Origin of the sequence: Pseudomonas paraveronii (genome assembly GCF_963681955.1) — a bacterium.
Lineage (GTDB): Bacteria > Pseudomonadota > Gammaproteobacteria > Pseudomonadales > Pseudomonadaceae > Aquipseudomonas > Aquipseudomonas paraveronii.
This window is the reverse complement of the sequence record NZ_OY817130.1, coordinates 5631543-5651384: the sequence shown is the minus strand read 5'-3', so window position 1 is coordinate 5651384 and position 19842 is coordinate 5631543. Positions and strand designations below refer to the sequence as shown.

Below are 19842 nucleotides of genomic sequence, written 5' to 3'. Positions count from 1 at the left end.
CGGCGGTGTTGGGTTAGAAGAAGCCCAATGGATTGATGTCGTAGCTCACCAGCAAGTTCTTGGTCTGCTGGTAGTGATCCAACATCATCTTGTGCGTCTCGCGGCCCACGCCGGACTTTTTGTAACCGCCAAACGCGGCATGTGCCGGGTACAGGTGGTAGCAGTTGGTCCACACGCGGCCGGCCTTGATCGCCCGGCCCATGCGGTAGGCGCGGTTGATGTCACGGGTCCACAGGCCGGCGCCGAGGCCGAACTCGGTGTCGTTGGCGATCGCCAGGGCTTCGGCTTCATCTTTGAAGGTGGTGATGCTCACTACCGGGCCGAAGATTTCTTCCTGGAACACCCGCATCTTGTTGGTGCCCTTGAGCAGGGTCGGCTGGATGTAATAACCGGTGGCCAGATCGCCGGTCAGCTTCTCGACCTTGCCGCCGGCCAGCAACTCGGCGCCTTCGCCCTTGGCGATTTCCAGGTACGACAGGATCTTGTCGAACTGCTGCTCGGACGCCTGGGCGCCGACCATGGTGTCGGTGTCCAGCGGGTCGCCACGCTTGATCGCCTCGACCTTCTTCATCACCACTTTCATGAAGTCGTCGTAGATCGACTCTTCCACCAGCGCACGGGATGGGCAGGTACACACTTCGCCCTGGTTGAAGAACGCCAGCACCAGGCCTTCGGCGGCTTTCTCGATGAATTGCGGTTCGGCGTTCATGATGTCGGCGAAGAAGATGTTCGGCGACTTGCCGCCCAGTTCAACGGTGGACGGAATAATGTTCTCGGCCGCGCAATGCATGATGTGCGCGCCCACCGGGGTGGAGCCGGTGAAGGCAATCTTGGCGATGCGCTTGCTGGTGGCCAGGGCTTCGCCGGCTTCTTTGCCGAAACCGTGTACCACGTTCAGCACGCCTGGCGGCAGCAGGTCGCCGATGACTTCCATCAGCACGCTGATGCCCAGCGGGGTTTGCTCGGCGGGCTTGAGCACCACGCAGTTGCCGGCGGCCAGGGCCGGGGCGAGTTTCCAGGCGGCCATCAGCAGCGGGAAGTTCCACGGGATGATCTGGCCGACCACGCCCAGGGGCTCATGGAAGTGATAGGCGGCGGTGTGTTCGTTGATTTCGGCGCTGCTGCCTTCCTGGGCGCGGATGCAGCCGGCGAAGTAGCGGAAGTGGTCGGCGGCCAGCGGGATGTCGGCGTTGAGGGTTTCACGCACGGCCTTGCCGTTGTCCCAGGTTTCGGTGATGGCCAGCAGTTCGAGGTTCTGTTCGATACGGTCGGCGATCTTCAGCAGCACCAGCGAGCGGTCCTGGGCAGAGGTTTTGCCCCAGGCGTCGGCGGCGGCATGGGCTGCGTCTAGCGCTTTGTCGATGTCTTTGGCGGTGGAGCGTGGGAATTCGGCGATTGGCTTGCCGTTGACCGGCGAGGTATTGGTGAAATAGTTGCCATCGACCGGCGCCACGAACTCGCCGCCGATGTAGTTGCCGTACTTGGCCTTGAACGAAACGATGGCGCCTTCAGTACCGGGGTGTGCGTAACGCATGGTGGGTATCTCCTGGCTTTTTATGTTTATTGGAGTGCAGCGCGGCAAGCGCTTGATAAAGCGTAGAGCAAAGGTCGGGCCACTGCCTTGCAAGTCAGTTAAATCAGGGGGTTGGCGAGTGCTGAAAAGCGCTGCTGTGCCAGCCTTGGTACGGTCGGAGTGACAGTTTGTCCCATCAACGGTACAGCCTGTGACCGGTGGGCCGGCGCGGGATTGCAATGCCCGGGTGGCTGGGGGATGCTGGGCGTTCTCACGCAGGGAGAATAATAAGAACATGCGTCACGATCATTTCAGTCGCCATGCCCAGCAAGTCTTGACCGTCACCCGTGGGCAAGACCTTTCCCAGGGTCCCGGCAGCGACCCGTCCATCGCCCGCTCCTGGCTGCGTTGCCTGGAGGATTATCACCTCGACCCTGCGCTGACTGTCGCTCCCACGGTGCTCGAACATGGCCGTCTGCTGGAAAGCCGCGAGCGCCTGCAGCAGGTGTTGCACATTGCCGGCAGCGAGATGAACAGCCTGCATCAGCAACTGTCGGGCGCCGGCCACGCCGTGTTGCTCACTGATGCGCACGGGGTGATCCTCAACTGTGTCACCGCGCCGTCCGAGCGCAAGATTTTCGAAGGCGCCGGGCTGTGGCTCGGCGCCGACTGGAGCGAGGCCTGCGAGGGCACCAATGGCATCGGCACCTGCCTGGTGGAGCGTCAGTCGTTGACCATTCACCGCGATGAACATTTTCGCGGTCGCCACACCGGACTGACCTGTTCGGCGAGCCCGGTGTTCGATCACCATGGTGAACTGCTGGCGGTGCTGGACGTGTCATCGGCGCGGGAAGCGGTGTCGCGTCAAAGCCAGTTCCACACCATGGCGCTGGTTAACCTGTCGGCGAAGATGATCGAGAGTTGTTATTTCCTGCGTCACTTTGAGCACCACTGGCTACTGCGTTTTCACCTGCAGGCGGAGTCCGTGGGCTTGTTCAGTGAAGGGCTGCTGGCGTTCGACGGGGAAGGGCGCATTTGTGCGGTCAACCAAAGTGCCTTGAACCTGCTGGGGCAGGTGCGCGGCGGCCTGCTGGGGCAGCCGGTGGAAGCGCTTTTCGAATGCTCCCTGGATCAACTGCTGGGCCGCGCCAGCGCCAATGCCACGGCAAGTTGGCCGTTGCTTACGCGGGACGGTCGGCATCTGTTTGCGGCGTTGCGCGGCCAGCCGCGCAGTGTGCCGGTGCCGGCGTCGGTGGCTGCCGCCAAGCCTGAGCGTCGGCCCGGTATCTGCCTGGGCGATCCTGCGTTGCAAAGCGATTTTCGCAAGGCGCTACGCGTATTCGAGCGTGATGTGCCGCTGCTGGTCAACGGCGAAACCGGTTCCGGCAAAGAGGCCTTCGCCAAGGCCGTACACCAGGCCAGCCAGCGTGCGGACAAGGCTTTCGTCGCGCTCAATTGCGCCGCCATCCCGGAAAGCCTGATTGAAAGCGAACTGTTCGGCTATCGCGGCGGTAGCTTCACTGGCGCCCGCAAGGAGGGCATGCGCGGCAAGCTGCAACAGGCGGACGGGGGCACGTTGTTCCTGGATGAAATCGGTGACATGCCGCTGGCCTTGCAAACCCGGCTATTAAGGGTGCTGGAGGATCGCCTGGTGGTGCCCATCGGCGGCGAGCCCCAGGCGGTCAACGTGAGGGTCATCAGTGCCACCCACCGGGATTTGTTGCAACGTGTGCAGGACGGTAGCTTTCGTGAAGATTTGTACTACCGGCTTAACGGTTTTGAAATTGGCTTGCCAGCGTTGCGCGAACGCAGTGATAAGCCGCAAGTGCTGGATTTTTTGCTGGCCCAGGAAGTCGGTGAGCAGACGATAACGCTCGATGCTGGCGCGCGACAGGCGTTGCTGGCGTTCACCTGGCCGGGCAATGTGCGGCAGTTACGCACGGTGTTGCGCACTCTGGTTGCGCTGTGTGAGGGCTCGTTAATCCGCGTCGATGATCTACCGCCGATGATTCGTCCGACGTCCTTGGCTACGGCTGCTGCGGATGTGCCATCCCTGTCGCTGCTTGATGATGCCGAGCGTCTGGCGTTGTTGAACGTCCTGACGCAGCAGCGCTGGCACATGACCCTTGTGGCTGAACGGTTGGGGGTAAGCCGTAATACGCTCTATCGAAAGTTACGAAAACATGGCATTGAACTACGTTCTGCTTTGTAACTCGTAAGTTGTTATCGAGTGTCTATGTGCGCTTTTTAAATGTTGCTTGTAGGGGGCTTTACTTCTAATTATTTAGTTGAGGGGCGTTGCGCGAGTGTGCGCTAACTGTTTGGGTTTGTGAGTATTTTTAATGTTGTCTTGATGGAACTGAGACAGGTATTTTGTCACCCAGTGAATGCAGGTTTTTGATTGATTGACTAAGGTGATGAATATGGATATTGCAGGTATTGCAACTTACACTACAGTACCGTCCGCTGATGCTACTCAAGGTGCTAATAATGCCGGATCGGCAGGCAGTCAGCACGAGGCCGGTTCAGCGACTTGGAAAAATCTTCACGCCGAGCAAACCGACGGTTCTGAACGTTTAAATTCAGACGTACATGTTCGCAGTAAAAGAGGGCTTGGTTTCGGAGGCCTTTTCCGCAGGCCGGCATCGAGAAGGCCCAGCGTGCCGGCTTCGGGGACGCCCGGTCAATATCATCCTGTCTCGGTATCGTCTCCCCCAAACCCCCCTTCCACTCCTGCGACCACCAACACCATTCGAAATCTGATTAATACCAGCTCGCTCAAAGGCACTACCCTTCCTTCCAGGTCTCATCCAGTTCCCAAGACGTTTGGAGAGGTGGCGCAAAACCTCATCACTGCCGATCGCCTGGTCAAGGCCGGCGTGTTCAAGACCGGGCCAGATTTGAAAACCGTGACACGGGACGCTTTCGTGAATGCCGCAGTCAACGGCCTGGTCAGTACGCCATTGAGTATTGGTACTTACGCAGGCTCCGTCTGGAGTGGTGAGCACATCAAGGGGGCGTTCAGCCCGAACACCCCCTTGCTTCCTCCCGTGCATCAGCCTGCCCCGAGTCAACAGGGCAGTGTGGCGGGATCGGCGCCGAGTCCTTCAGCGTCGCAAGATCTTGAATTGCGCTTGGACAATACGGAGTTGAAACTTATCCTGGTCAGTAACACGATCCAGGCATACACCGAAGGGAACGAGGGGCAGGCCTTGGATAAAAGCCCTGATTGGCCAACCGAAACAACTGCCCGGCTTGATATGTTGGAAAAACAATACGACACCGTCGAGTCGAACTTGAAATTAATTTCTACGGAAAATGATTTTATATTCAGGCCGTTTAAACAGGATGCCAGCACTCCCGAGAAAGATCCTGTGCGCCGCCTTGAAATATTGGATCGACGCAATCAAGCGGTTTTAAATCAGATCTCCCGTATCAATACCGTGTTGGAGCCGAAGGGGCTGCCTTCTTCGACGCAGGTTGTCTAATGCAGGTGATATCGGCGCAGGGGGGCAGTTGCTGGCACCCCATGCTGACACTTGTAGATCGATGAGTTCGGTGCGGTAAAGGAATGCGCCGGCGCCGGACTCAACGACTGCACGGGTGGCCGAATTCAGCAGATTGACTCGGCGTATACCGCTAAAAGAGTGCGATTTCCCCCTCCCTGCGCTAACCTGCCTCGATGTTTTACGAGGTCGACCATGCACATTCATATTCTCGGTATTTGCGGTACTTTCATGGGCTCGATGGCGGTTCTGGCCAAAGAGTTGGGCCACCATGTGACGGGTTCCGACGCTAACGTCTATCCGCCCATGAGTACGCAACTGCAAGCCCAGGGCATCGAGTTGACCCAGGGCTATGACCCATCCCAATTCGATCCGGCCCCCGATCTGGTGGTGATCGGCAACGCCATGTCCCGTGGCAACCCGGCGGTCGAGTACGTACTGAACAAAGGTTTGCCGTATGTGTCCGGCCCGCAATGGCTGGCGGACCATGTGCTGCAAGGACGCTGGGTGCTGGCGGTCGCTGGTACGCACGGCAAGACCACCACCAGCAGCATGCTGGCCTGGGTGTTGGAGCATGCGGGCATGAGCCCGGGTTTCCTGATCGGCGGTGTGCCGCAGAACTTCTCGGTGTCGGCCCGCCTGGGCGATACGCCGTTCTTCGTGATCGAGGCCGATGAATACGACAGCGCGTTCTTCGACAAACGCTCCAAGTTTGTCCACTACCGCCCACGCACCGCGATCCTGAACAATCTGGAGTTCGATCACGCGGATATCTTCCCCGATCTGGCGGCCATCGAGCGGCAGTTCCACCATTTGGTGCGCACCATCCCAAGTGAAGGCCTGGTGATCCACCCGACCACCGAACCGGCCTTGCAGCGCGTCATCGACATGGGCTGCTGGACCCCGGTGCAAACCACCGGCGCGGGCGGGCAGTGGCAGGTCAGGTTGCTCAGTGACGACGGCTCCAAATTTGAAGTGCTGTTCGAAGGCGAAGCCCAGGGCGTCGTCGAGTGGGACATGACCGGCCAGCACAACGTCGCCAACGCCTTGGTCACTCTGGCGGCCGCGCGGCATGTGGGCGTGGTGCCGTCCATGGGTATTGCCGCGTTGAGCGCATTCAAAAGCGTGAAGCGCCGTATGGAAAAAGTCGCCGACGTGAATGGGATTACCATCTACGACGACTTTGCCCACCACCCGACGGCGATTGCCACCACCCTTGATGGCCTGCGCAAGCGTGTCGGTGATGCGCCGATCATTGCCATTATCGAACCGCGCTCCAACTCCATGAAGCTCGGCGCACACCGCGATGGTTTGCCGGAGAGCGTCAACGACGCGGACCAAGTGGTCTGGTACGCGCCGGCCAACCTGGGGTGGGACTTGCCCGCCATTGCGGCGCTGTGTCGCGTGCCGTCGAAGGTCTGCGATTCCATCGAAGGCATCATCGAATTCGTCAAGCTACAGGCCAAGCCCGGCACCCATGTGGTGGTGATGAGCAACGGCGGCTTCGGCGGCTTGCACGGCAAACTGGCCGAGGCGCTGAAATGAGCGGGCCGGAGCGCGTTACCCTGGCCATGACCGGCGCATCCGGCGCGCCTTATGGCCTGCGCCTGCTCGACTGCCTGGTGCGCGAAGAGCGTGAGGTGCACTTCCTGATCTCCAAGGCCGCGCAACTGGTGATGGCCACCGAGACCGATGTCGCGCTGCCGCCCAAGGTGCAGATGATGCAGGCGTTCCTTACCGAGTACACCGGTGCGGCGGCGGGGCAGATCAAGGTCTACGGTAAAGAGGATTGGATGTCGCCGGTGGCTTCTGGCTCCGGCGCGCCGGCGGCGATGGTGGTGGTGCCGTGCTCCACTGGCACGTTGTCGGCGATTGCCACCGGCGCCTGCAACAATTTGATCGAGCGGGCCGCCGATGTGACGTTGAAAGAACGTCGTCAGTTGATTCTGGTGCCGCGTGAAGCGCCGTATTCGAGCATTCACCTGGAGCACATGCTCAAGTTGTCAAACATGGGGGTGACCATCTTGCCCGCGTCGCCCGGCTTCTATCACCAGCCTCAGACGATCGATGACCTGGTGGACTTTGTGGTGGCGCGGATTCTCAATCTGCTGAACATTCCCCAGGACATGCTCCCGCGTTGGGGTGAGCATCATTTGAGCAGCGATGAATAAGCTACTGCTGGTCTTGTTGGCCTTGCAACTGACGGGCTGCGCCACCGTGCGCACCCTGGATGCTGCCAAGCCCGGTGCGCCGGTGGTGTACGCCGGCACGCGGCTGGACCTGTACGTCATGAACGGCGGCTGTTGTGCCATGGACCGTTTTGGCGCCGAGGCGCCGAGCTATCCCGGCGTCGACCTGCCGGCCAGCGCGTTGCTCGACACCTTGCTGTTGCCACTGTCGGTGTTGACGGTGGTGGGCGTCGGATTCAACGCCACAGGCGGCCTATAGAAGTGTATTACCTGTGCTGGCCTCATCGCCGGCAAGCCAGCTCCCACATTTGATTGTGGTTCACGCAGTTCCAAATGTGGGAGCCGGGCTTGCCCTGTCACCGCAAAATTACTTACCAAGCTTGCGCAACTCATCCGACTCAACCACGCGCACTCCATCCTGCTCTTCCAGCGCCAGCCGCCACATGGCGCGGGCCAGTTCGCACACTTCGATGCCGTGATACTTGCCGGGAATCAGCCGTGACAGCGGCCCGGCCAATTGCTCGGCCAGGCGCGGTTCGAGGCGCTCCCCCAGCAACAGTGAAGGCCGCACGATGGTCAGTTGCGGCCAACCCTGGGCCTTCAAGGCTTCTTCCATTTGCCCTTTGACCCGGTTGTAGAAGATCGAGGATTTAGGGTCGGCGCCAATCGCGCTGATGACGATCAGGTGTCGCGCGCCCATTTCCCGCGCGCGCTTGGCAAACTCCACGACCATGTCCAGGTCGACGGCGCGAAAGGCCTCTTCGGAGCCGGCTTGCTTGATCGTGGTGCCCAGGCAGCAGAAGGCGATATCCACCTGGCCGCGCAGTTGCGGCAAGAACACCGCCGGGTCGCCCACCGGGTTTTCCAGGCGTGGGTGTTCGGCCAGTGGCTTGCGGCTGGGCGCCAGCACGCGGGTCACGGTGGGTTCATTGAGCAGGCGATCGAGCAGGTGTTCGCCGGTCAGGCCAGAGGCTCCGGCGAGCAAGATATGCTGAGGTGTCAGGTACATGGTGTTTCCCCCCTATTACACGTTACAGCTTAGTTGCCTTTAGCTTCCTTGCTATTTAGTGAGACGCTTTCGAGCGCCTTTCGTGCTTGCTGCTTGCGTAATAGTTGCCAATGGGCGATCACGCCTTTGGGGGCCCAGATCTGCGGTTCGGAGGCTTCGAAGTTGTCTGCCTGCTCGCGTTCGGTCACGTGCAGTTGCGCCAGCTTGAAGGCTTGCTGCAAGTCGTCGGTCTGGTTGAAAGCCTGGGCGAAAAGGGCATCGCCGAAGTAGGTAAAGTCGGCTTCCTCGGAGCAACCGAATGACACGCGGTCGGCGCGGGAAGCGGTCATGATCAAGGTGTGCTCGTCTTTCAGTGCCGGAATGAAGCCACCGGAGTAGCACGCGGAAATCACCACGATCTTGTCGCGGTTCTTCAGCGGCGCGAGTACTGCGGTCAGCTCATCGGCCGGCAGGTCGGCCAGTTCCATGCGCGGTTGGTCGAGCACCAGTTCGTGTTCGTGGGTGCCGTGGCTGGTCAGGTAGATAAATACCAGGTCCTCCGGCCCGCTGCGTTCGGCCAGGGTCTGCACCGCACGCCGCAGGCTTTCGCGGGTGGCCAGGGGACGGTCGGTGATATGGTCGCGATGGTTGACCAGGCGAATCTGTCCGCGCGCCCCGAAGCGGCTGGCGAGCATATTGCTGACGTAATCGGCCTCGCGCAGGAACACGCTTTGTTTGCCGTCGCCGGCCAGTACCAGGGTGTACAGCTCCACGGCGGGGGTCGAGGCGGGCACGGCGGCGAGGGCGGCATCGAGCAGGCGGCCCTGGGCCAGCACGCCGATTTCCAGCGGGTCGGGCAACAGCTTGCCGTCGGCGTCGCGCACGCGCATGCCGTTGACCCAGGTGCCCGCTTGCACGGTGCCGTCGGTAAGCACCAAGGTGCCACGACCCTGGTAGTTGTCGCTGTCGAAACCGCCGATATAGAAGCTGCCGTCGGGGAGGTTCAGGCGGCCTTCGCCGCTGAAGCGCCAATCGCTGAACTGGCCGACGTAGTGGCTGCTATCGACGCCGATCAACTCGCCCTTGCCGCTGAGGGCGCCTTCCTTGAACTGGCCGATCCACACGTCGCCGTCGGCGTTTTCGTAGCGACCCTTGCCGTTCAGTTGGTTTTGTTTGAACTGGCCGATGTAGATGTCGCCGTCAGCGCTGTTGAAGGTGCCGTTGCCTTCCAGTTGGCCGTCGACGAAGTGGCCGCTGAACTGGTTGCCGCTGTCATCGTTGCGCTGACCTTCGCCGTTGGGCTTGCCGTGGGCGAACTGGCCCTGGTATTGGCTGCCGTCGGCCAGCTCCAGGCGCCCGAGACCGGAATACTGATCGTCCTTGAATTCGCCGCGATAGGTCATCTGCCCCTCTTTGAGGGTGCCTTCGCCGTTGCGCCGGCCTTGTTTGAAACCGCCGACATACTGGCTGCCCGCAGTGGTCAGGCTCCCCTGGCCGTCGAACAGGCCTTGCTGGAATTGACCTTTATAGACTTCGCCGTTGCTGCCGTGCCATTCGCCCTGGCCGTGCCACTGGCCTTTGTCGAACTGGCCGGTGTACCAGCTGCCGTTGGGGTAGTCCACGCGGCCCTGGCCCTGCAGCAAGCCATTGACCACATCACCCCGGTAACGGCCGCCATCGGGCAGGCGCGCATCGGGCGGCAACAGCGATTCGCCGTCTCCGCAAGCGGTGAGCAACAGGGCAAGGACAAGGGGAGCGAGTGGGCGCATAGCGGGATCCGGATAATTGAGCGCCGAGTATGCCGCAGCTACGACTTACATACATAAATTTACGTGCCCTGTGGTGAGTTTCAGCGCCTCACCACAGGGTGGCGCTTACACGAAGCAGAGCGACAGCGACTCGGCAATGTAAGCGGGTTTTTCCTGGCCTTGGATTTCCAGGGTGGCGGTGGCCTTGAACAGCCATTGGCCGGGCTTTTTCTCGGTGACGTCGGTGAGCGTCACGTTCAGGCGCACCTTGGAATTGACCTTCACCGGCTGGATAAAGCGCACGCTGTCCAAGCCATAGTTGACCGCCATCTTCAGGCCTTCGGGCATGATCAGGATGTCTTCCATCAACTTGGGCATCAGCGACAGCGACAGGAAACCGTGGGCGATGGTGCTGCCGAACGGGGTTTGCGCGGCCTTGACCGGGTCGACGTGGATGAACTGATGGTCGCCAGTGGCTTCTGCGAACAGGTTGATGCGGGCCTGGTCGATGGTGAGCCAGTCGGAACGTCCCAGTTCCTTGCCGACATAATCTTTGAGCTGCGCTACAGGTACATAGGGCATTGCGTCTCTCCTTGGTTCATCGGTTTTTATTGATGTGCGAGAACGATGTTAGATCATCATGGGCAACTAGCCCGGTCAATCCACCATGCTGATTGCGAATGCCTGAGCATAGCGCGGGCATGTTTATAATGCGGGCGGGTCTTGAGGGGGGAAGAACGGATGCTGTTACGCGGTCTGACATGGCTGGTGCTGTTTCAATTGATCGGCACGGCGATCAACCATTTGCTGATACCGGTGTTGCCTGGGCCGATCATCGGTTTGCTGTTGATGCTGGGTTATTTGGTGTGGCGCGGCGAAGTCGCTGAGCCCCTGAGCCTGGCGGCCAGCAGCCTGCTGCGTTACTTGCCGTTGCTGCTGGTGCCGCCGGCGGTGGGGGTGATGGTGTATGCCAAGGATATTGCCGCCGACTTCTGGGCCATCGTCGGCGCGTTGGTGTTGTCGCTGGTGATCGCCATGGGGTTCGTCGGCGTGCTGATGCAAAAGCTGGTCAAGCGCCAGGCGCAGAAGGAGGAGCAATCATGACCTTCGACTGGCAAGGCGCATGGACAGCGGTGATTCATCATCCGCTATTCGGCATCGGCATCACCCTTGGCGCCTATCAACTGGTACTCGCGGGCTTCGAGAAAACCCGCTGGATCTTCCTGCAGCCGGTGCTGGTGTCGATGCTGCTGGTGATTGGCGTGCTGCTCACCTGTGGCCTGAGTTACGCCGAGTATCGCAAGAGCACCGAGATCATGAGCATCCTGCTGGGCCCGGCGACCGTGGCCCTGGCGGTGCCGCTCTATCTGAACCTGCGACGGATTCGTCAGTTGTTCTGGCCGATTTTTACTACGCTGGTGATAGGTGGCGTGTTGGCCACTGGCCTGTGTGTGTTGCTGGGCTGGTGGTTCGGTGCCGAACACAGGATGTTGATGACCATGGCGCCCAAGTCGGTGACCTCGCCGATTGCCATGCTGGTGGCCGAGCAGATCGGCGGCGTGGCTGCATTGGCTGCGGTGTTTGTGCTGATCACCGGGGTGATCGGGGCGATGATCGGCCCGGCGTACTTGTCGCGCCTGGGCGTGCACAGCCCCGAGGCGCGCGGCATGGCCCTGGGCATGACCGCCCACGCCGTCGGCACGTCGGTGGCCCTGCAGGAAAGCGAAGAATGTGGCGCCTTTGCGGCGCTGGCCATGAGCCTCATGGGCGTGGCGACGGCGGTGTTCCTGCCGTTGGCCGTGTCGGTGATTGTTTGAATCGGGGTTAAGGAAACCTTTATGAGTCTGGCGCTGTTCCCGCTCAACACTGTGCTATTTCCCGGCTGCACCCTCGACCTGCAATTGTTCGAGGCGCGTTACCTGGACATGATCAGCCGCTGCATGAAAAAGGGCGAAAGTTTCGGCGTGGTGTGCATCCTCGATGGCAAGGAGGTAGGCACGGCTGCGGAAGGCTACGCGCTGATCGGCTGTGAAGCGCTGATACGTGACTTCAAGCAGCAGGATAACGGCCTGCTGGGCATTCGCGTCGAGGGCGGGCGCCGCTTCCGTGTCCGCGACGCCGAGGTGCAGAAGGACCAGTTGCTGGTGGCCGAGGTGCAATGGCTGGAGGAACTGCCGGACCACGCGCTGGAAGAGGAGGACGCCGACCTGCTGGCCCTGCTCCAGGCCCTGGCCGAACACCCGATGGTGGCCTCGCTGGACATGGGCACCCATGCCGATGGCCAGCAGGCCCTGGGCAATCAATTGGCGTATTTGCTGCCATTCACTGAGGCCGACAAGATCGACCTGCTGCAACTCGATGATCCGCAGCAGCGGCTGGATGCGATCCAGATGCTGCTGGATGAGTTGCAAGGCGAGCTGTTCACCTGATCTTCGGAATTGTCTGGCGCAGCTTTCAGACTTTCCTGCGTTGCTCCCATCGCACTGGCTGAAATAGTTTCCGATCACACAACCACTGATCAGGGGATGAACATGATTCGGCTAGTGCAATCGGAGCAGGCGGCCTGGGACGTTTTTTTTGCCAGCATTACTTCGCAGTTGCTTGCGCAGGATGCAACGCGTAGTCCGGAATACATCGCCGAGCGCGGCGCAGAAATTGCCGACGAAATGCTGCTGGAGCGGCGCGAACGCTGCGTCGAACGCCGAACCGCCCCAGTTGACTGGATCGGTCCGGCCAAGGGTCAGTAGGCGTACCTGAGCAGAGCGTGCGGGGTGCCGGTAAAGGCGATGAAACCGAGCGCCGCCACTACGGCGGGCAATACCAGCCACCAGGCTTTCTGCGGCATGGGTGGCAGCGGGCTGCGGTACTGAACCACGCTCAGGCTGAATGCGCAGACGGTCATCCCCAGCAGTGTTCCGGCCAGGATGTCGGAGGGCCAGTGGACGCCCAGGTAGACCCGCGACAGCGCGATGAATGCAGCGGGGATGCAGCCCAGCAGCAGCCAGGTCAGGCGCAGGCGCGTGGGTTGCCCGCGCCCGGCCAGTACCGCCAAGGCCAGGAAAAACGCGAATGCGCCGGAGGCGTGGCCGCTGGGCATGCTGAAGCTGGTCAGCGGATCGGTGAGGACTTCCGGGCGACCACGGGCAAAAAACAGCTTGCTGGCGGTATTGATCACTGCGGCGCCGCCCAGTGTGACGCCGACAAACAGTGCGTGGCGCGATTGTCGTGCCAGTAACAACAGGCCGGTGAACAAGGCGCTGGCGACAAACATCTGCTTGAACTCGCCCAGTAGGGTGAGCCTCACCATGGTCTCGTCCAGCCAGGCGCTGCGATGCTCCTGCACCAGGCTGCTCAGCCCCTGGTCGAAGTCGTTGAGGTGTGGGTAGCCGATAAACAGCGCGATCAACAGGATCAGGCTGACGCAACCGGTCCACAACGTGGCCTGGCGATGGCCGCGCAGGCTGCTGTTCAAACTCAACCCCAGCAACACCGCCAGGCATGCCGCGACAATCCCCGCTTCGGGCCAGAACCCCGCCGGCAACGGCAGGCGGAAGGCCGCGCCGGTCGCCCAGCCCGGCAGCAGGTAGGCGACCGTCCAACTGGCCGCCGCGACAATGCTGACGAGAGCAAAGCGCGGGAACGGCATGTCGCACATGCCGGCCACCATCGGCAGCATGGGGCGCAACGGGCCAATGAAACGCCCTACCAGCAGGCTGGCAATGCCGTACTTGTGGAAGTAGGTCTCGGCGCCGTTCATCCATTCAGGGTGATGCCGCAGGCCGGGCAGGCGCCGGATGTTCTGGTGGAAATGTCGCCCCAGGAAGTAGGACACCCCATCGCCTAACAGGCCGCCGAGAAAGCCCAGTAGCAGGGTTTCACTCAGGGGCAGCGCACCGCTGCCGGCCAGCGTGGCAATGGCGAACAGCAGCACCGTGCCGGGCACGATCAACCCGGCAATGGCCAGGCATTCTACGCACGCGACGATAAATACCGCCGCCGCCAGCCATTGGGGGTTCAGCGTCAGCCAGCCAGTGATGCTATCGAGCCATTGGCCCATACAATCCACTCCACTTATGCAGTTTTTTCAATTGGCAATCCACCGACGATCAGCGCCCGCAGAGGATCGGTTGCGTTGCAGGTAGCCATTTCCAGCAGGAACAGCCGGTTCAAGCCTTCAAAGCAAAAAATAGTCGCGGCCTTCGACCTGGCCCCGGCGCAGCGGGTTCCGCGTGCAATAGGGCGCATAGCCGGCATCGACGAAGCGGTACATCAAGTGTTCATCCCTGCCGCTGGGAATGCCCAGGCGAGTGGTCTGGATAATGTGCATCGGCACCTGGCCGACGTCTTCCACATAGAGCCGCTCCTGTTCGAAGCGCTTGGCATCCCACATCGGCACTTTCAGGCCCAGCGCCTTGCACAGCAAGGTCTGGCCGGCGCAGAGCTTCTGCGAGGGGCGCGGGCCGCCGTTGGCGTCCGGGTTGTTCAGCAGCATCTGCGCCAAACTCGCCGGGCCGGAGATGTCATCGACCCAGGGATAGGCGGATTTGATCAATACCGCATTGCCCGGGCCTTGGGCGCTGAAGTTCAGCGAATCGCCGCCACGGGCGTAGTACATATAGATATGCCCACCATCCAGAAACAAAGCCTTACGCTTTTCTGTGTAGCCCAGTGAGGCATGGCTGCCTTTTTCGGCCACGTAATACGCTTCGGTTTCAATAATCCGTGCCGAAAGCCAGACATCTCCGACACGATGGCGGATGACTTTGCCGAGCAATTCCCGCGCAAGGAGTTGCGCATCGCGGTCGAAGAAGCGGTCGGGCAGGGCGCTGGCGGGGAGTTGGGGGGTAGCACTCGACATGGCGTTCAGGGTAAATACGGCTAAATGTGACGGAATAATAACAACTCCAACCTTAATTACGGCTGAACCCCAGGTTTTTACAGTTCATTTCGACCATCCGCCCCTCACCGCTGTCAGTCGGGCGGCGTCACAGCTATAATCTGCCGCTTTCCTCTTTGCCAAGACTCCCTGACCATGACTGAGTCCGTTCTTGACTACATGACCCGCCTGGGTCGCGCTGCCCGTCAGGCCTCGCGGTTGATCGCCCGTGCGAGCACCGCGCAGAAGAACCGCGCCTTGTTGGCCGCCGCCGATGCTCTGGATGCTTCGCGCTCCGAGTTGACCGCCGCCAACGAACTGGACCTGGCCAACGGCCGCGCCAATGGCCTGGAGCCGGCGTTGCTCGACCGCCTGGCGCTGACCCCTGCGCGTATCGACGACATGATCGAAGGTCTGCGTCAGGTCGCCAAGCTGCCTGATCCCATCGGTGAAATCCGCGATATGCGTTACCTGCCGTCCGGCATCCAGGTCGGCAAGATGCGCGTGCCCCTGGGCGTGATCGGCATCATCTATGAGTCGCGCCCGAACGTGACCATCGACGCCGCGAGCCTGTGCCTCAAGTCCGGCAACGCCACCATCCTGCGTGGCGGTTCCGAGGCGATTCATTCCAATCGCGCGATTGCCGCCTGCATCCAGCAGGGCCTGGCCGTGGCCGAGTTGCCGGCCGAAGTGGTGCAAGTGGTGGAAACCACTGACCGCGCCGCCGTCGGCGCGCTGATCACCATGCCGGAATTCGTCGACGTGATCGTGCCGCGCGGTGGCAAGAGCCTGATCGAACGCGTCAGCCGTGATGCCAAGGTGCCGGTGATCAAGCACCTGGATGGCGTCTGCCACGTTTACATCGACATCGCCGCCGACATCGACAAGGCGATCCGCATCGCCGACAACGCCAAGACGCACCGTTACGCCCCGTGCAACACCATGGAAACCCTGCTGGTGCACGCCGGCATTGCCGATCGCGTGCTGCCGCCGCTGGCTGCCATCTACCGCGACAAGGGTGTTGAGTTGCGCGGTTGCGAACGCACCCGTGCGCTGCTCGGTGCGGACGTGATCGAAGCCACCGAGCAAGACTGGTACACCGAGTACACGGCGCCGATCCTGTCGATCCGCATCGTCGACGACCTTGACCAGGCCATCGAACACATCAACAAATACGGCTCCAAGCACACCGATGCCATTGTTACCGAGCATTTCAGCGATGCCCGGCGTTTCCTCAACGAAGTGGACTCCGCTTCGGTGATGGTCAACGCCTCGACGCGTTTTGCCGACGGCTTCGAGTATGGCCTGGGGGCGGAGATCGGTATCTCCACCGACAAGCTCCACGCACGCGGCCCGGTTGGCCTGGAAGGCCTGACCAGCGAGAAGTATGTAGTGTTCGGCGACGGTCATGTGCGCACTTGATGGGTAAACGCATCGGGTTGCTCGGCGGCACTTTTGACCCCGTGCATATCGGCCATTTGCGCAGCGCCCTGGAAGTCGCGGATGCCCTTGCGCTGGATGAATTGCGCGTGATCCCCAATGCCCGGCCGCCGCACCGCGATACGCCGCAGGTGTCAGCGCAGCAGCGCCTGGAAATGGTGCGCCTTGCCGTCGCTGGCATACCGCCGTTGGTGGTGGACGACCGCGAGCTCAAACGCGATAAACCGTCCTACACTGTCGACACCCTGGAGCTGATGCGTGCCGAGTTGGCCGCAGACGACCAGTTGTTTCTGCTTTTGGGTTGGGACGCATTTTGCGGCCTGCCCTCTTGGCATCGCTGGGAGGAACTCCTCCAGCATTGCCACATCCTGGTTTTGCAACGCCCGGATGCCGACAGCGAACCGCCGGATGCCTTGCGCAACCTGCTGGCCGCGCGGTCGGTAAGTGACCCCTTGGCCCTGACCGGGCCGAACGGGAATATTGCATTCGTCTGGCAGACCCCGCTTGCGGTGTCCGCCACCCAGATCCGTCAACTGCTGGCCAGCGGGAAGTCGGTACGTTTCCTGGTGCCTGACGCGGTCCTGGCCTACATCGATGCGCACGGACTTTACCGTGCGTCGAACTGAAAAGGCGCGCTTGAACGCACGAACAGTCGTGCAGCGAGCGCCCGAACATACGAGCAAAACGAGTTTTATATGACGAACAAAGACGTAAGCAAAGTTAAGCGCAAAGGCACCTTCAAAAGCGCGCCACTGCCGGTTGAAGCCCATGTTGGCCCGGAACTGGCTGGCGAAGAACTGGTGAAAGTCGCCGTGGCTGCCCTGGAAGACGTCAAGGCCCAGGACATCCAGGTGCTGGACGTGCGCGACAAGCAGAGCATCACCGACTTCATGATCATCGCCACCGGTACCTCCAACCGCCAGATCGGCGCGATGCTCGACAAAGTGCGCGAAGCCGTCAAAGCCCAAGGCGTGAAGCCGCTGGGTGAAGAAGGCAAGGGCGACAGCGACTGGGTGTTGCTGGACATGGACGACGTGATCGTTCACATGATGACCTCCAACGCTCGTCAGTTCTACGACCTGGAGCGTCTGTGGAAAGGCGCCGAGCAGAGCCGCGCGGCGGATGGCAAGCACCACAACCCTGAAGTGGGCCATGCGCACTTCGACAAGCTCAACAAAGACCAGGAATAAGGAACGGCTGTGCGCCTGCGTCTGATCGCTGTCGGTTCACGCATGCCCAAGTGGGTGGAAGAAGGCTGGCACGAATATGCCAAGCGTCTGCCCGCCGAGCTGTCGCTTGAGCTGGTGGAAATACCGCTCAACACCCGGGGCAAGAACGCCGACGTGGCTCGCTTTATCCGTCAGGAAGGCGAAGCCATGCTGGCCAAGGTCGGCCCCAACGAGCGCATCGTCACCCTCGAAGTCCACGGCAAGCCCTGGAGCACCGAGCAATTGGCGGTGGAACTGGATCGCTGGCGCCTGGACTCGCGCACCGTCAACTTCATGGTCGGCGGCCCCGAAGGGCTGGCGCCGGAAGTCTGTGCGCGGGCGGACCAACGCTGGTCGCTGTCGGCGCTGACGTTGCCGCACCCGTTGGTAAGGATTCTGATCGGTGAACAGCTGTATCGCGCCTGGACAGTTCTGTCCGGGCACCCTTACCACAAATAGTCTGCGCCCCTCCCGATGACTCAGCCGATCCGCATCAAGGACCACGAGAAAGACGCACGTCTGGTGCGCTCGCGCGTGGTTTTTGGCGCGATCATGGTGGTGACGTTGATCGGGGTGTTGATCGCGCGCCTGTATTTCCTGCAGGTGATCCAGTACGACTATCACTCCACTCTGTCGGAAAACAACCGGGTGCATGTGCAGCCGATTCCGCCGACCCGTGGCCTGATTTTCGACCGCAACGGCGTGGTCGTCGCGGACAACCGGCCCAGCTTCAGCCTGAGCATGACCCGCGAACGTTCCGGCGACTGGCAGCAGGTCCTCGATGTGATCGTCGACGTGCTGCAACTGACTCCGGAAGACCGGGTGATCTTCGAAAAGCGCATGAAACAGGGGCGTCGGCCGTTCGAGCCGGTGCCGATCCTGTTTGAGCTGACCGAAGAGCAGATCGCCCGGATTGCGGTGAACCAGTTCCGCCTGCCGGGCGTGGAAGTGGTGGCGCAACTGGTGCGGCATTACCCGCAAGGGCCGCACTTCGCGCACTCCGTCGGTTATATGGGGCGGATCAACGAGAAGGAGCTGAAAAGCCTCGACCCGGTCAATTACAGCGGCACCCACCATATCGGCAAGACTGGCATCGAGCGCTTCTACGAGCCCGAGCTGCACGGCCAGGTGGGTTACGAAGAGGTCGAGACCAACGCTCGCGGCCGCGTGCTGCGGGTGCTCAAGCGTACCGACCCGGTGCCGGGCAAGGACATTGTGCTGAGCCTGGACATCAAGTTGCAGGAAGCCGCCGAGATGGCCCTGGGTGGGCGCCGTGGTGCTGTGGTGGCGCTGGACCCGAGTACGGGCGAAGTCCTGGCCATGGTCAGCCAGCCCAGTTTCGACCCCAACCTGTTCGTGACCGGGATCAGCTTCAAGGCCTACGCCGAGCTGCGCGATTCCATCGACCGGCCGCTGTTCAACCGGGTGCTGCGCGGCCTGTATCCGCCGGGTTCGACGATCAAGCCGGCAGTGGCGATTGCCGGCCTGGACGCGGGCGTGGTCACGGCGTCGAGCCGCGTGTTCGACCCTGGCTATTACATGCTGCCTAATTACGATCACAAATACCGTAACTGGAACCGCACCGGTGACGGCTATGTCGACCTGGACACCGCAATCATGCGCTCCAACGACACCTATTTTTATGACCTGGCCCACAAGCTGGGGATCGATCGCCTGTCGGCCTACATGGGCAAGTTCGGGCTCGGTCAGAAAGTCTCCCTGGACATGTTCGAAGAATCCCCAGGCCTGATGCCGTCGCGCGAATGGAAGCGTGCCACCCGCCGCCAGGCGTGGTTCCCCGGCGAGACGCTGATCCTCGGTATCGGCCAGGGCTACATGCAGGCCACGCCGCTGCAACTGGCCCAGGCCACGGCACTGGTCGCCAACAAAGGCATCTGGAACCGGCCGCACCTGGCTCGCACCATCGAGGGCGAAAAGCCGGTGGATGAAAACCCGATTCCGGACATTGTGCTGCGTGACCCGTCGGACTGGACCAAGGTCAACCACGGCATGCAGCAGGTGATGCACGGCGCCCGGGGCACGGCGCGCAAGGCGGCGATCGGTGCGCAGTATCGCATCGCTGGCAAGAGCGGTACGGCCCAGGTGGTCGCGATCAAGCAAGGCGAAAAATATGACCGTTCCAAGGTCCAGGAGCGCCACCGCGACCACGCCTTGTTTGTCGGCTTCGCCCCGGCGGACGACCCGAAGATCGTGGTCGCCGTGATGGTCGAGAACGGCGAGTCCGGTTCGGGCGTCGCGGCGCCGGTGGTCCGTCAAGTGATGGATGCCTGGCTGTTGACCGACGACGGCAAGCTCAAGCCCGAATATGGCGGCGCCCCTTCAAGCACCGAGGTTACGGCCAGTGAAGAGTAAT

At 61.4% G+C, this 19842-nt stretch carries 20 protein-coding genes; 14 read left to right on the top strand and 6 right to left on the bottom strand.

The window, feature by feature from the left end:
- Positions 1-13: 13 nt before the first annotated feature.
- Entirely contained in the window at positions 14-1534 is a 1521-nt protein-coding gene (gene exaC, locus U5A08_RS26125; protein ID WP_253399469.1) for an acetaldehyde dehydrogenase ExaC, read from the bottom strand.
- A 274-nt stretch (positions 1535-1808) separates the two neighbouring features.
- On the opposite strand from exaC, the gene U5A08_RS26120 reads away from it, so the two are divergent.
- From U5A08_RS26120 to U5A08_RS26100, 5 genes are all read left to right on the top strand, one after another.
- Complete coding sequence (locus tag U5A08_RS26120) at positions 1809-3725, top strand: sigma-54-dependent Fis family transcriptional regulator (RefSeq protein WP_321849125.1); 1917 nt, start codon at positions 1809-1811, stop codon at positions 3723-3725.
- Between the two features lie 211 nt (positions 3726-3936).
- Positions 3937-5001, top strand: coding sequence for a hypothetical protein (locus U5A08_RS26115; protein ID WP_321849124.1), 1065 nt, complete (start codon positions 3937-3939; stop codon positions 4999-5001).
- Between the two features lie 213 nt (positions 5002-5214).
- Entirely contained in the window at positions 5215-6564 is a 1350-nt protein-coding gene (gene mpl, locus U5A08_RS26110; protein ID WP_253399462.1) for a UDP-N-acetylmuramate:L-alanyl-gamma-D-glutamyl-meso-diaminopimelate ligase, read from the top strand.
- Entirely contained in the window at positions 6561-7190 is a 630-nt protein-coding gene (gene ubiX, locus U5A08_RS26105; protein WP_010206807.1) for a flavin prenyltransferase UbiX, read from the top strand. The genes mpl and ubiX overlap by 4 nt, the downstream gene beginning before the upstream one ends.
- A complete protein-coding gene (locus tag U5A08_RS26100) occupies positions 7183-7467 on the top strand; it encodes a YceK/YidQ family lipoprotein (protein ID WP_253399460.1) in 285 nt (94 codons plus the stop codon). Before ubiX ends, U5A08_RS26100 begins: the two co-directional genes overlap by 8 nt.
- A gap of 108 nt (positions 7468-7575) precedes the next feature.
- Here the strand turns inward: U5A08_RS26100 and U5A08_RS26095 are convergent, their stop codons facing one another.
- The 3 genes from U5A08_RS26095 to U5A08_RS26085 all read right to left on the bottom strand — a co-directional run bounded on the left by U5A08_RS26095 (position 7576) and on the right by U5A08_RS26085 (position 10526).
- Entirely contained in the window at positions 7576-8217 is a 642-nt protein-coding gene (locus tag U5A08_RS26095; RefSeq protein ID WP_247401437.1) for an oxidoreductase, read from the bottom strand.
- A 29-nt stretch (positions 8218-8246) separates the two neighbouring features.
- Positions 8247-9965, bottom strand: a complete 1719-nt coding sequence (locus U5A08_RS26090; RefSeq protein WP_253399458.1) for a C13 family peptidase — start codon at positions 9963-9965, stop codon at positions 8247-8249.
- 105 nt (positions 9966-10070) lie between these two features.
- On the bottom strand, positions 10071-10526 hold the full coding sequence (locus U5A08_RS26085) for a MaoC family dehydratase (RefSeq protein ID WP_253399455.1): 456 nt from the start codon (positions 10524-10526) through the stop codon (positions 10071-10073).
- A 159-nt stretch (positions 10527-10685) separates the two neighbouring features.
- Between U5A08_RS26085 and U5A08_RS26080 the strand changes: the two genes are divergently transcribed.
- The 4 genes from U5A08_RS26080 to U5A08_RS26065 all read left to right on the top strand — a co-directional run bounded on the left by U5A08_RS26080 (position 10686) and on the right by U5A08_RS26065 (position 12691).
- Positions 10686-11048 (top strand): CidA/LrgA family protein, encoded by a 363-nt coding sequence (locus tag U5A08_RS26080; RefSeq protein WP_253399453.1) that lies wholly within the window; start codon positions 10686-10688, stop codon positions 11046-11048.
- A complete protein-coding gene (locus tag U5A08_RS26075; protein ID WP_253399451.1) occupies positions 11045-11761 on the top strand; it encodes an LrgB family protein in 717 nt (238 codons plus the stop codon). The genes U5A08_RS26080 and U5A08_RS26075 overlap by 4 nt, the downstream gene beginning before the upstream one ends.
- A 21-nt stretch (positions 11762-11782) precedes the next feature.
- On the top strand, positions 11783-12373 hold the full coding sequence (locus U5A08_RS26070) for an LON peptidase substrate-binding domain-containing protein (RefSeq protein ID WP_247408691.1): 591 nt from the start codon (positions 11783-11785) through the stop codon (positions 12371-12373).
- Between the two features lie 102 nt (positions 12374-12475).
- On the top strand, positions 12476-12691 hold the full coding sequence (locus U5A08_RS26065) for a hypothetical protein (RefSeq protein WP_253399449.1): 216 nt from the start codon (positions 12476-12478) through the stop codon (positions 12689-12691).
- On the opposite strand, the gene U5A08_RS26060 is transcribed toward U5A08_RS26065, so the two are convergent.
- Both U5A08_RS26060 and U5A08_RS26055 read right to left on the bottom strand, forming a co-directional pair.
- The gene (locus U5A08_RS26060) at positions 12685-14001 is read right to left on the bottom strand and encodes a bifunctional DedA family/phosphatase PAP2 family protein (protein ID WP_321849122.1); all 1317 of its coding nucleotides are present in this window, start codon (positions 13999-14001) and stop codon (positions 12685-12687) included. The two genes, U5A08_RS26065 and U5A08_RS26060, sit on opposite strands and share 7 nt — an antisense overlap.
- Before the next feature lie 117 nt (positions 14002-14118).
- The gene (locus tag U5A08_RS26055) at positions 14119-14802 is read right to left on the bottom strand and encodes a DNA-3-methyladenine glycosylase (RefSeq protein WP_321849121.1); all 684 of its coding nucleotides are present in this window, start codon (positions 14800-14802) and stop codon (positions 14119-14121) included.
- A 174-nt stretch (positions 14803-14976) separates the two neighbouring features.
- Here U5A08_RS26055 and U5A08_RS26050 point away from each other — a divergent pair, with 174 nt between their 5' ends.
- The 5 genes from U5A08_RS26050 to mrdA all read left to right on the top strand — a co-directional run bounded on the left by U5A08_RS26050 (position 14977) and on the right by mrdA (position 19841).
- A complete protein-coding gene (locus U5A08_RS26050) occupies positions 14977-16242 on the top strand; it encodes a glutamate-5-semialdehyde dehydrogenase (protein WP_253399443.1) in 1266 nt (421 codons plus the stop codon).
- Positions 16242-16886 (top strand): nicotinate-nucleotide adenylyltransferase, encoded by a 645-nt coding sequence (nadD, locus tag U5A08_RS26045; protein ID WP_253399436.1) that lies wholly within the window; start codon positions 16242-16244, stop codon positions 16884-16886. Before U5A08_RS26050 ends, nadD begins: the two co-directional genes overlap by 1 nt.
- A gap of 69 nt (positions 16887-16955) precedes the next feature.
- The gene (gene rsfS, locus U5A08_RS26040; RefSeq protein WP_058412893.1) at positions 16956-17450 is read left to right on the top strand and encodes a ribosome silencing factor; all 495 of its coding nucleotides are present in this window, start codon (positions 16956-16958) and stop codon (positions 17448-17450) included.
- A gap of 9 nt (positions 17451-17459) precedes the next feature.
- Complete coding sequence (rlmH, locus tag U5A08_RS26035; RefSeq protein ID WP_003176297.1) at positions 17460-17927, top strand: 23S rRNA (pseudouridine(1915)-N(3))-methyltransferase RlmH; 468 nt, start codon at positions 17460-17462, stop codon at positions 17925-17927.
- 15 nt (positions 17928-17942) lie between these two features.
- On the top strand, positions 17943-19841 hold the full coding sequence (gene mrdA / locus U5A08_RS26030) for a penicillin-binding protein 2 (protein ID WP_321849120.1): 1899 nt from the start codon (positions 17943-17945) through the stop codon (positions 19839-19841).
- Position 19842: the final 1 nt, after the last annotated feature.